Source organism: Variovorax robiniae (assembly GCF_037889955.1).
In the GTDB taxonomy this organism is placed as follows: Bacteria; Pseudomonadota; Gammaproteobacteria; order Burkholderiales; family Burkholderiaceae_C; genus Variovorax; species Variovorax robiniae.
This window is the reverse complement of sequence record NZ_JBBKZS010000016.1, coordinates 48,247-60,391: the sequence shown is the minus strand read 5'-3', so window position 1 is coordinate 60,391 and position 12,145 is coordinate 48,247. Positions and strand designations below refer to the sequence as shown.

The 12,145-nt window shown below is 68.1% G+C and carries 10 protein-coding genes; 2 read left to right on the top strand and 8 right to left on the bottom strand.

Annotated elements, in window-relative coordinates:
* Nucleotides 1-9: 9 nt before the first annotated feature.
* The 6 genes from WKW79_RS27550 to moaC all read right to left on the bottom strand — a co-directional run bounded on the left by WKW79_RS27550 (nucleotide 10) and on the right by moaC (nucleotide 4,145).
* Nucleotides 10-672, bottom strand: a complete 663-nt coding sequence (locus WKW79_RS27550) for a pilus assembly PilX family protein (RefSeq protein ID WP_340338416.1) — start codon at nucleotides 670-672, stop codon at nucleotides 10-12.
* A 2-nt stretch (nucleotides 673-674) separates the two neighbouring features.
* Complete coding sequence (locus WKW79_RS27545) at nucleotides 675-1,853, bottom strand: PilW family protein (RefSeq protein ID WP_340338415.1); 1,179 nt, start codon at nucleotides 1,851-1,853, stop codon at nucleotides 675-677.
* 1 nt (nucleotide 1,854) lies between these two features.
* The gene (locus WKW79_RS27540; RefSeq protein ID WP_340338414.1) at nucleotides 1,855-2,307 is read right to left on the bottom strand and encodes a type IV pilus modification PilV family protein; all 453 of its coding nucleotides are present in this window, start codon (nucleotides 2,305-2,307) and stop codon (nucleotides 1,855-1,857) included.
* 17 nt (nucleotides 2,308-2,324) lie between these two features.
* Nucleotides 2,325-2,945 carry a GspH/FimT family pseudopilin gene (locus WKW79_RS27535; protein ID WP_340338413.1) on the bottom strand — a complete coding sequence of 207 codons (621 nt, stop codon included), beginning with the start codon at nucleotides 2,943-2,945 and terminating at the stop codon, nucleotides 2,325-2,327.
* Between the two features lie 10 nt (nucleotides 2,946-2,955).
* Complete coding sequence (locus WKW79_RS27530; protein WP_340338412.1) at nucleotides 2,956-3,426, bottom strand: type IV pilin protein; 471 nt, start codon at nucleotides 3,424-3,426, stop codon at nucleotides 2,956-2,958.
* A gap of 230 nt (nucleotides 3,427-3,656) precedes the next feature.
* A complete protein-coding gene (moaC, locus tag WKW79_RS27525) occupies nucleotides 3,657-4,145 on the bottom strand; it encodes a cyclic pyranopterin monophosphate synthase MoaC (protein WP_340338411.1) in 489 nt (162 codons plus the stop codon).
* A 54-nt stretch (nucleotides 4,146-4,199) separates the two neighbouring features.
* Between moaC and WKW79_RS27520 the strand changes: the two genes are divergently transcribed.
* Nucleotides 4,200-5,777 carry a M48 family metalloprotease gene (locus WKW79_RS27520; protein ID WP_340338410.1) on the top strand — a complete coding sequence of 526 codons (1,578 nt, stop codon included), beginning with the start codon at nucleotides 4,200-4,202 and terminating at the stop codon, nucleotides 5,775-5,777.
* Between the two features lie 249 nt (nucleotides 5,778-6,026).
* Complete coding sequence (locus WKW79_RS27515) at nucleotides 6,027-11,105, top strand: amino acid adenylation domain-containing protein (RefSeq protein ID WP_340338409.1); 5,079 nt, start codon at nucleotides 6,027-6,029, stop codon at nucleotides 11,103-11,105.
* Between the two features lie 64 nt (nucleotides 11,106-11,169).
* Here WKW79_RS27515 and WKW79_RS27510 read toward each other — a convergent pair whose 3' ends face one another.
* Nucleotides 11,170-11,520, bottom strand: a complete 351-nt coding sequence (locus tag WKW79_RS27510) for a phage holin family protein (RefSeq protein WP_340338486.1) — start codon at nucleotides 11,518-11,520, stop codon at nucleotides 11,170-11,172.
* Nucleotides 11,521-11,619: 99 nt separating this feature from the next.
* Nucleotides 11,620-12,090, bottom strand: coding sequence for a hypothetical protein (locus WKW79_RS27505; protein ID WP_340338408.1), 471 nt, complete (start codon nucleotides 12,088-12,090; stop codon nucleotides 11,620-11,622).
* Nucleotides 12,091-12,145: the final 55 nt, after the last annotated feature.

The following is a 12,145-nucleotide window of genomic DNA, read 5'->3' as shown; positions in this document are numbered from 1 at the left end:
AGCACATCGCTAAAGTTGGACGATCGTTTCGATGAAGCTGACGGAGTTGCGCGAGCCGCGCACTCGCACCACGACGCGGTAGTACGCGCCACCGGCGATCAGCTTGGGACCGCGCTCGCCGGCCTCGTGGCCGCCGCCGGCGGTGCCCGAGGGCGTGGCGCAGTTGTTGGCGATGCCGCTGGCCGCGGCCGCGGCATCCGTCAGTCCGCACAGGCGAAAGATCACGTAGCGCAACTTGCTGTTGCTGTTCGGCGTGGACCCGGCATCCTTGGAAACCAGCGCGCAAGTGCTCTTGTTGGTCGAGACGTAGCCGCAGGTATCCCCGTCCCAGTCGATCAGTTGGCGCAGCGCGTTGCTGGGGTATTGTTGGCCGGTGGTATCCACCGGCTTGGTCGGGTCCAGGTCGCGCGTGCTCGCGTAGTAGCCCTGTCCGGTCACGTCGGCGCCCAGTGTCGTGGCGGTCTGGTTCTTGAGCCAGACGAATGCGGCCCGCACCGCCTGGTCGCTGGACACGGTCGCGTCCTGCTTGAAGGTCGCGTTGCCCAGCATCAGCGCGCTGGTGTCCACGGAACGCACCAGCGCCAGTGTGGCCAGTCCCAGCACCACCAGTGTGAGCAACGCAAAGATGAGGGTGGCGCCGCGTGCGCGCCGGAGTGAAGAGGGTTGGCGCATGTTTAGCTCGCGGTGTTCCACAGGATGTTTCGCAGCGGAACGATGGTGTCGTAGACCTTGTAGCGGTAGTGTTTCCAGTCCGGGACCTGGTCGATCTTCAATGCCACGCACTTGCTGCCGCTGTGGCAAGCCGCGGCGCCCGTGACAGTGCTGCTGGCGCCCAGGTCCCACAGCGGCGCGGTCTGCGTGACCGCGTCGGATTCGTCCGCCTTGCTCTTCTCGTACTGCGTGCTGCGCGCCACCACGGCGATGCGGATGGTCAGCACCTGCCGCCACTCGGCGTTGTTGGCGGGCGTGACGTTGTTGTAGGTGTCGACCACGCCGTCGCTATTGGTGTCCTTGCCGTACATCGCCTGCAGGTTGACGATCTGCGGGAACAACTCCGAGGTCGAGCTTGCAGCGGTCGCAGTGCGGGTCGTAGTCTGCAGCGCCTGGGTGCTGGAGTTGATCGAGAAGGTGCTGTAGCCGAGGCTGCCCAGGTTGAGCAGGTAGCTGGCGGGCGAGAGTGCCAGCGTGGTGTTGTTGTTCCAGGAAGTGGTGGTTGTACTCTCCGTATGCGGCACGCGCAGTGCCCACAGCCCGGTATTGCTGGGAGAGCCCGCGCCGTCATCGGTCGCATTGAACAAGCGGCAAGGCGTGGTCGCGTTCCAGGCGCTGGGCACGGCCACCATCAGGTCTCCGGCCTGGGTGCCGAGCGACGACAGCACCGTGTAGTAGGTGGTGCTCTGCGAGTTCACCATCACCGGAACGGCATAGCTGGCCTTGCGGCTTTGCAGCAGCGTCAGCGTGTCCGGCGACCCGTCGGTTCCGCCGTCGGTGATGATGACCGGGGCCAAGGTGCCGGTAAAGGTTTCCGAGACAGCGGGCGTCCCGGGTGCGGTGAAGGTGCCCTGGAGCGGGCAGCCCAGCGCCTCCGGCTTGTAGGCCAGGCCGTAGCCCGCCATCTGCAGTTCGCGCTGCAGCGTGTAAAGTGCGAGCGCACCGTTGACCATCGCATTGCTGCCCGTGGCGATGGAGCGCTTCTTGCCCTCCGACATGGCCAGCACCTGCGAGATCACCAGGACGGTGAGCATGCCCAAGAGCAGCCCGACCATGAGCTCGACCAATGTGAAGCCGCCATTGCGCGCGCGCCGGCTGGGCGCGAATGAGGCGGCGGGGCCGCTCAGGAAATGGGTGCGCATGTCAAAAGGCCGCCTTGGCAGAAACGTTGCTCTGTGTCTCGAACTTGTGCGTGATGCCACCGGGCAAGGTCCAGCGGAGCTGGACCGACACGTTGCCGGTCGTGGTGTCGGCCGTGATCGTGGCCGCGCCGCTGGGCAGCAACTGCGCCACCTTGCTGCGCCATTCGGTGCAGCCCGTGGCGGAACAGGAGGTGGTGCCGGCATAGCCGTTCAGGTTGCTCATCTCTGCCCACATGCGGCCCACGACCTCGTTGGCCAGGTATGCGGCGGTGGCGCGCAAGTCCGTTTCAGTCTGTACCTTGGTCAGGGCGGTCTGCAGGCCGATGAAACCGAGGATGCCGAACAGGAAGATCAGCAGCGCAACGAGCACCTCGATCAGGGCGATGCCCCGGCTGCCCATCCGACGGGGTGCATCGTGGCGCTTGGGTGAATGGGCGGAGTAGTGAGCGCGCATGGCGGTTCGTTGATTTATCAGCACTTGCGCGGATCGTTGGACGCGATCGAACTGCGCGGATCGCACATGCGCACGCCGCCTCCCGCATCGACGATCAGCATCAGGTTGAGGTAGTTGGTCGTGCTCACCGGTCCCGTGACCTGGATCCGGTTCACCGCGCTGCCGACATTGACAACGCGGCCGAAGCCGTTGAAGGTCACCGTATTGGCGGCGGTGGTTCCCAGCACCGTCTTGTCGGTGTTGTTGGTCGAGTACCTTGCGGTGACGACAACCTTGCCGCCCGCGTCGCCGATGGGCCGCCCGGCCAGCACCACGGTGCTGTCGCCGCACTTGGTGGCCGGCGAAGCCGCTGCCACCACCCATGAGCCGCTGGCTGCAGAAAGTGCGCAGCTGTTGTCCATGGTGTTGGCATCGGTGAGCGACACCAGATAGAGCGACACGTTCTGGTTGCGCCGGACCGCCTCCAGCCGCGCCGTCTGCAGGCCAACCTGGAGCGACTCGGCGGCATTGCGAATGCGCGTGTTGTCCATCCATGTGCCGATGCTGGGAATGGCCAGCACCAGCAGGACGGCCAGCACCACCACGGTGACGGCCGTTTCGATCAGCGTGAAGCCCCGGCTTCGCAAGACAAATCTCATCGAAGGCATCTCAGCAGGAACTGCTGCTGGTGAGCCAGCAATTGGCGGAGACCGTGGCGCCCTTGAATTTGGTGGTCGTTCGGTTGCCGAGCTGGTCGATCCGGTACTTGTCGCCGTTGACTTGGCCCGCGGTTCCAGTGGCCGTGATGGTGTAGGACTGCTGCGTGGCTCCGTCGGTCGCGCACACGTAGCCGAACCGGGCGGTCGCCGCAAAGGCGTTCCACGAACTGGCCGTTGAATCGGGCGCACAGGTCGTGCTGGTCCCGGTCCCGTAGCCGCGGTTGTCCTGGTAGTACTGCTCCATCTTGGCCCGAAAGTCGGACAGCGCATTGAAGGCCTCCGGCTGCTGTCCGCGGCGGATGTAGTCCTTGTACGAGGGCACCGCCACGGACGCCAGGATCGCAATGATCGCCACCGTGATCATCACTTCGATCAACGTGAAACCGCGGGAGCGCGGTCGGGATGCAGCGGCGTATGGCACTTGAAAACCTTTGTTTCTCAATCGTTCAATGGTGACAAAGTGTCACACGATGTGAGGTTTCAAAGGTGGCCGCTCGTCTAGCTCCATATGCCTTTCGTCCGAGGGGATGGACGAAGGTGTGACTTTTTTTGCGGGCCGGGCCGCGAGTGACTACAAACTTCTACATGTGTTGCTGCAGTGCAACACGTACGCAGCGTCGAGGTGGGCGCAGAGCGGGAAGGGGCAGCGACTCAACCCGCCGTAAAGCTCCCCGACTTCCCGCCGTGCTTCTCCAGCACCCGCACCCCGTTGATCGTCATCCCCCGATCCACCGCCTTGCACATGTCGTAGATCGTCAGCAGCGCCACCTGCACGGCGGTCAGCGCCTCCATCTCCACGCCGGTCGGCCCGACCGTCTCGACCGTCGCGTTGCACACCACATGCGGCGCCAGTTCGCCCTCGGCGGGATGAGTGCTGAACCCCACGGCCACCCGCGTCAGCGCCAACGGATGGCACAAGGGGATCAAATCGCTCGTCTTCTTCGCCGCCTGGATGCCCGCAATCCGCGCCACGCCCAGCACATCCCCCTTCTTCGCGCTGCCGGATTCGATCAGCGCCAGCGTGCTCGCCAGCATCTCGATGCGGCCTGTGGCCACGGCGACGCGGTGCGTGGCGGCCTTGCCGGCCACGTCGACCATGTGGGCCTGACCCTCGCGGTCAAAGTGTGTAAGGGAACTCATCTGTGAACATTCGGTGCGGTCGCGCATCATACGAGGCCGACTCAACAACCTGGGATGCTGCGGTTGACTTCCATTTCCAGTCCTAAGCGGGGTGTCGTGCCCGCCCTTCGGGCGCTTTGCGCCACCGTCTTGATCGCCTGCCAGGTCGTCATGCCGCCGCTCGCGGCTGCCCAGGCGCAGGGCCTGCCCGGCCTGGGCGACGGCGAGATGACCGCCAGCGCCGAGCGCCACCTGGGCGACAGCATCGCGCGCCAGATCTACCGCGACAACGACTACCTCGACGACCCCGTGCTCGTCGAGTACATCAACGACATCTGGCAGAAGCTGCTGGCCGCCGCCCGCGTGCGCGGCGAACTCACGCCCGAACTCGACGAGCGCTTCGCCTGGACCATCCTCCTGGGCCGCGACCGCGACGTCAACGCCTTCGCCCTCCCCGGCGGCTACATGGGGGTGAACACCGGCCTGATCGCGGTCGTCGGCAGCCGCGACGAGATGGCCACCGTGCTCGGCCACGAGTTGTCGCACATCACGCAGCGCCACATCTCGCGCATGATCAGCCGCGACGCCCGCAACATGCCGGTGATGCTGGCGGCCATGGTGCTCGGCATGCTGGCCGCGGCCAAGAGCAACAGCCGCAGCGGTGCCGACATCGGCCAGGCAGTGGCGATGGGCGGCCAGGCGGCGGCCATGCAGGGCCAGCTCAACTTCTCGCGCGACATGGAGCGCGAAGCCGACCGCATCGGCTTCAGCGTCATGACCCAGGCCGGCTATGCGCCGCAAGGCGCCGCGGCGATGTTCGAGAAGCTGCAATACGCCTCCCGCCTCAACGACAACGGCTCCTATCCCTACCTGCGCAGCCACCCGCTGACCACCGAGCGCATCGCCGACATGCAGGGCCGCGCCCAGTTCAAGCCCGGCGCCGACGCCGCCATCCCGCTGGTGATGGACCACGCCATGATCGCCTCGCGAGCGCGCGTCCTCTCGCGCCCCGGCGTGGACGTGCTGCGGGTCTGGATCCAGTCCGTCAACACCGGCGAGTTCGCCAAGGCCCCGCCGGCGCAGCAAGCCGGCATGCTCTACGCGGCCGCGCTGTCGGCCAATTCGCTGAAAGACTTTGGCGCCGCGCGCGACATGGCCGCGCGGCTGCGCGAACGCACGGCCGGCAACGCACCGGCGGCCCGGCTGGCCCGGCTGCTGTCTGCCGAGATCGAACTTTCCGCCGCCCAGCCCGCACGCGCCGCGGCCCTGCTCGACGCCAAGGCCCGGGACCGCCCCGAGATGCTGCTGTCCGCGCAAGCCGCTGTCGCCACGCGCAACCCGGCGCCCATGGTGGCACCGCTGCGAGACTGGGTCGCCACCCATCCGCGCGACGCGACTGCCTGGCGCACCCTCGGCACGCTCTACAACGCCCAGGACGAACCGCTGCGCGCGATCCGCGCCGACGCGGAAGCCAACGTCGCCATCCTCGACTACGTTGCCGCCCGCGACCGCTTCAAGGCAGCCCAGGATCTGGCCCGCCAGGGCACCGTCCCGGTGGACCATTACGAGGCCTCCATCATCGATACGCGGGCGCGCGAGGTAGACCAACAGTTGCGGGAGCAGATGGCCGAGGAGAAGAAGGCGCAGCGGTGACCTGCGTCACGAATAGGAAAACTTCTGACAGGACCGGGCGAAGTGGACCGCTAATATGCGTCTAAGAATACTTTTGTTACCCGTTTGGCGTTGCTCGCAACATGCAGGCAGGCTGATCGAATTTCCTCTCCATTGACCCACGCCACTTCTGTTCAAGAGCAGACCGCGCACCACGCGGCCCCGCACCGTACGCTAGCGGCACTTTTCGAAACTCGCTGCGCCGAGGGAGGCGCCCGCGCGGCGTATGCCGTGGTGCGCGACGATCTGACCGTGGCCGACAGCCTGAGCTTCGCCGACCTGGGCGAGCGGTGTCGCGGCCTGGCAAGGCGCCTGGCCAAGGTCACCCGTCCCGGTGACCGCGTGCTGCTCGCCCTGCCCACCGGCCTGGACTTTGCCTGTGCGTTCTGGGCCTGCATGCTGGCCGGCCGCGTGGCCGTGCCGGTCCCGGCGCCGGACCCGATCCGATGGCGCCGCGCCGCTCCGCGACTGCGCGGCATCGTCGAGGACGCCGACGCGAGCCTGGTCCTGATCGCCGAATCCATGCGCCAGGCCGCCGCCGACCTGGTCGGCACGCAGGCCGACGCGGCGCCGCGCTGGCTGACGCCCGCCGAACTCCAGGCCATCGAGCCCGACCCGGCCGCGCTGGATGTGGTGGTGGAGCCGGAAACGCTGGCCTACCTCCAGTACACCTCGGGTTCCACGACGGCGCCGCGCGGTGTCTGCCTCAGCCATGCCAACGCGCTGGCCAATGCGAACGCGTTGACCGCGGCGGTCGGCGTTCAGGTGCACAGTCGGCTGCTCACCTGGCTGCCGCAGTTCCATGACTTCGGCCTGATGTTCGGCTTGCTCGCGCCCATGAGCCGTGGTGCCAGCAGCTGGCTCATGTCTCCCTTGACCTTCCTGCGCCGGCCGCTGCGCTGGCTGGACGCCATCGCCGCCTTCGGCATCACGCACAGCGGTGCGCCCGACTCGGCCTATGCCGCCTGCCTGCGCCAACTGGCGGGCCAGCCCTACGGCGGCGATCTCTCCAAGGTGGTGTCGTTCAGTTGCGGCGCCGAGCCAGTCCGTGTCGCCACCGTGCAAGCCTTCCTGCAAGCCTGTGCACCCGCCGGCTTGCGGCCCGAGGTGTTTTCTGCCGCCTTCGGCCTCGCCGAGGCCGTGCTCGGCGTGACGATCAGCACGCCCGCCCAGCCGCCGCGGCTGCTGGGCGTGAACGCGGCGGCCTTGCGCTCGCACCGCGTCGTGCCCCAGTCCGTCGACCATCCGGCCAGCCAGGCCCTCGTCAGTTGCGGCCCGCCGCTGCAGGACACCGAACTGGCCATCGTTGACATCGACACGCGCACGCGCTGCGCCAGCGATGGGGTCGGCGAAATCTGGGCGCGCTCGCCCAGCATCGGCGCTGGCTACTGGCGGCAGGAGGCGTTGTCGCAGGCCACCTTCGGCGCTACCCTGGCGGACGGCTCCGGCCCCTGGTTGCGGACCGGCGATTTCGGTTTCGTCGACGGGGGCGAGCTGTTCGTCACCGGCCGCCACAAGGACCTCATCATCGTCCACGGCGAGAACCACTATCCGCAGGACCTCGAACAAACCGCGGAGGAAGCGCATCCGGCCCTGCGCACCGGCTTCGGCGCGGCCTTCGGCGTCGACGACGGCCAGGGCGAAGCCGTGGTGCTGCTGCTCGAAATGGAACGCCGCACCGAAGCGGCGGACGCCGCCGCCATCGCGCGCAAGGTGCGCAGCGTCGTGGCGCAGGCCCACGAAGTACCCGTCGACACCGTGGCCGTGGTCCGTGCCGGCACCCTGCCGCGCACCTCCAGCGGCAAGATCCAGCGGCGGGCCTGTCGCAGCGCCTGGCTCGCCGGCGAGCTCGACATCCTGGCGCGCGACACGCAAGCGCCGGACGCGCGGCATGTGCCGCCGCGCGACGCGGCCGAACAGGCCGTGTGGGACATCTGGCAGGAGGTGCTCGGCACCCGCGCGTTCGGCGTGCATGAACACTTCGCCGAACTGGGCGGCACCTCGCTGTCGATGTCGCAGGTGGCATCGCGCCTGCAGGACCGCCTGGGCGTGGTGCTGTCGCTGCAGGCGCTGTTCGAGCAACCCACGGTCGCCGCGCTGGCGGGCCGCGTGGCCGAGGCCCTGCGCGACGATGCGCCGCGCCGGGCCCAAACGCCGATCCCGTCGGTGCGGCGCGGCCAGCCGCTGCCGGCTTCGTTGTCGCAACGGCGCATGTGGGTCATCCAGCAGTTCAATCCCGCTTCCGTCGCCTACAACGTCGCGGTCTCGCTGCGCTTGCGGGGTCCGCTCGACCGCGCGCTGCTGCAGCGTGTGATCGACCACCTCGTCGAGCGCCACGAGGGCTTGCGCACGCATTTCGAAATGCGGGGCCCGGAGCCCGTTCAGATGATCGCGGCCAGCCTGAAGCAGGCCATTGAGTACATCCCGCTGCAGGCGCTGCCAACCACCGAGCGGGTGGCCAGGGCGCGGCTCCTGCTGCGCGAGCGCGCGTCCACGCCCTTCGACCTGGCGCATCCGCCGCTGCATCGTGCCACGCTGGTCGGCCTCGGCGACGACGACCATCTCTTCCTGTGGCTCATGCACCATGCCATCACCGACAACTGGTCGATGGCGGTGCTGATGCGCGAAGTGCTGGCGCTTTATTCCGCCTGGCTCGGCGGCCGGGAGCCGCATCTTCCGGCATTGCCCGTCGAATATGCCGACTACGCCGCCTGGCAGCGCGCGCCGGAGACGGTGCGGCAACGCCAGCACCAGATGGCCTACTGGATCGAGCGCCTGCGCGGCCTGCAGGCCATGCAGTTGCCGACTGACTTCTCGCGCCCCGCCTTTGCCGGTTTCCACGGTGCCAAGGTCACGGCGAACCTGCCGGCACGCTTGAGCGAGGCGCTGCGCACCTTCTGCGCGCGCCATGCCGTGACACCGTTCATGGTCCTGCTCGCCGCGTTCAAGCTGATGCTTTCGCGCCAGGCCGGCAGCACCGACATCGCCGTCGGCACGCCCATCGCCAACCGCCACCACCTGGCCACCGAGCAACTGGTCGGCACCCTGGTCAACACGCTGGTGATGCGCACCGACCTGTCGGGCGACCCCGAGTTCTCCCGGCTCGTGCTGCGCGTGCGCGAAACCGCGCTGGGCGCCTATGCGCACCAGGACGCACCCTTCGACGAACTGGTCGAGGCACTGGGGCAGGGCGGCATCGCGCAGCCGGACGGCCTGGTGCACGTGCTGTTCAACGTGCTCAATGCGCCGCTCGGGCAGCTTGAGCCGGTGCCCTTCAGCTATGAGGAATACGAGCTGGAGCGCACCGCCTCGCAGTTCGATTTCTCGCTGCACATCGACACCGAATTCGCGCACCGCATCCACCTCGAATATTCCACCGACCTGTATGCCGCGGTGACCGCCGAGCGCATGCTGGAGAACTACGTCGCGCTGGTCGAGCAGGTGCTGCTGGATTCCGAGCGGCCACTGTCGGCCTATTCGATCGTGGCGCCCGGCCAGTTGGCGCTGCTGCGCAACAACTGGAACGCCACCCAGGCCCCCCTGCCGGCGGAGCCCCTGGTGCATCGCCATCTGCGCACCGCCGATGCGGCATTGCGCGAAGCAGTCGCCGTCATCGATGCGTCCGGCCTGCGACTGGACTATGCGAGCCTGGAGGCGCGCTCCAATGCGCTGGCGCGCGCGCTGCGTGATCGCGGCATCGCCCGCGGCCATCGCGTCGGGCTGTGCCTGCCGCGGGATGCAGGCATGCTGGTCGCGCTGCTCGCGGTGCTGAAGTCCGGTGCGGCCTATGTGCCGCTGGATCCGGCCTTCCCGGTCAGCCGGCTGGCCTACATGGCCGGCGATGCGGCACTGTCCGCCATCCTGGTCCCGCCGGAACTGTCCGCCCCTTTCCGCGATGTCGATGTGCCGCTGCTCGACCCGCGCGACCCTGCGCTGACCGCGGGCGCATCGCAAACCGCGCTGCCCGCCGATCCCGAACGCGACGCCCGCCCGCTGGACGCCGCCTACATCATCTACACCTCCGGCTCCACCGGCCAGCCGAAGGGCGTCGCCTTGCCGCACCGGGCGGTGGTCAACTTCCTCATGGCCATGGCGCGGGCGCCGGGGCTGCTCCCGAGCGATCGCCTGGTTGCGGTCACCACGCTGTCGTTCGACATCGCCGTGCTGGAGCTGCTGCTGCCGCTGGCCGTCGGCGCCCAGGTCATCGTGGCCAGTCGCGAGCAGGTCGGCGACCCCACGCAACTGCGCGAACTGCTGGAACGCCACGAAGCCACCGTGATGCAAGCCACGCCCTCGGCCTGGCGCGCCCTGCTCGACACGGGCTGGGCCGGCGGGCCGGGCTTCCGTGCGCTGATCGGCGGCGAGGCGCTCCTGCCCGCGCTGGCCGAGCAACTCATGGAGCGCTGCACTTCGCTCTGGAACATGTACGGCCCGACCGAAACCACCGTCTGGTCGACCTGCTGGCAGGTGCAGTCGCCGGGCCGCGGCATTTCGATCGGGCGGCCCATCGCCAACACCTCGGTCTGGGTGCTGGACCCGCAGGGCCATCCGTGCCCGCCGGGCGTGCCTGGCGAGGCCTGCATCGGCGGCCTGGGCGTGGCGCTCGGCTATCACCAGCGCAACGAACTGACCGCCAGCCGCTTCGTGCCGGACCCATGGAGCGACGAGCCCGGCGCGCGCCTCTACCGCACCGGCGACCTGGCCCGCTGGCGGCACGACGGCTTGCTGGAACATCTCGGCCGGCTGGACCACCAGGTCAAGGTGCGCGGCTACCGCATCGAACTGGGCGAGATCGAAATCGCCCTGTCGAAGCATCCCTCGGTGGCCGACAACGTGGTCGTCACGCACACCGAGGGCGAGGACGATGTCCGGCTCGTGGCCTATTGCGTCGCCCGTACGCAAATGCTCGACCCGGCGGCGCTGCGGGAGCACCTGCGCACGCGCCTGCCCGACTACATGCTGCCGCAGCACATCGTGCGGCTGGAAGTGCTGCCTCTGCTGCCAAACGGCAAGATCGACCGCAAGTCTCTGCCGCGTCCGGTCGGCGAAGTCCTGCGCGAGCCCCGGCAACGCGTGGCGCGCCTGGGCACGCCCGAGGAAATCGCCATTGCGCAGATCTGGTCCACGCTGCTCGGCGCGGACGACATCTCGCCCGTCGACAACTTCTTCGACCTCGGCGGCCATTCGCTGCTGGCCATGCGCGCCGTGCTCAACATCCGGGAGCGCCTGGGCTGGAACGTGGCGCCCGACCGCCTGATCTATGAAACGCTCGGGCAGATCGCGCGCAAGGAAAACCTGTCGGTGAGTTGAGGCCGGGCGCGCGATCCGCGCGTCGCCGCCGACGACCCCACGCCGCAGTCGCTGCGGCGCCCGGTCAGTTTCTTCTCAAGCTGCCGAGCGCGGCCTCGATCACGATGCCGAGCACGGAGTACAGCACCGAGCCGATGAGCGCCGCGCCGAAGTCGGTCACGTGAAATCCGTCCAGCAAGCCCGAGGCAGCCCAGAACATCAAGGCATTGACCACGAAGAGGAACAGCCCCAGCGTGACGATGGTGACCGGCAAGGTCAGCAGCACCAGCACGGGCCGTACGATCGTGTTCAGGAAGCCGATCACGGCGGCCGCGATCAGGGCGGAGCCGAAGCTGCTCACCTGCACCTGGTGATAGAGGTAGGCCACGGTCAGGAGCGCAAAGGCGCTCAGCAGCCATTTGAGGATCAGTCGCATCATGCTCAGGATAACGCGGCGCGACGAAGCGCCGTGAGGCCGCGTCAGGGAACTGTTCACACAATCGAGGCGGATCGCGTGATCAGGCCCTGCGCCCTGCTACTCGCCCAGTTCGCCAACCAGCACCAGCAGGGCGCCCAAGCCCACCGCGCCGCCAGGCAATGCCCAGCCGGAGTGGCCGGCAGCCGGCACATCCGGCGCCACCGGCTCCATGTCCACGCCGATCTTGGGCCGGCGCGCGTCGATCACCTTCGCCGCGCCGTGCGTCAGCCGCAATTGCTGCGTCAGATCCGACAGCCGGCCCGCGGCCAGCGAGGGCGTGATCTCATCGCCGGGCCGGCACAGTACCGGCGTGACCTCTGCCACCGTCTTGGCGAACCACTTGGCGCGCCAGTTCTCGCGTGCGCTGTGGCTCACCCATTTGCTGATCCGATGCGTCATGCGCGGAGCGCAAGCCACCAGGATCCAATGCCGTGCGCCTCCACCGGCCTCCGTCACCGGAGCCACCAGCTTCGCAACGTGTTCGCGTGCATAGGCTGCGTCGTCCACGTACACGATGATCTTTTCCATGAGGTGCTCCAGTTGTGAATAGAAAGCCGGCAGGACGCGCCTGCCCGATCCAGCC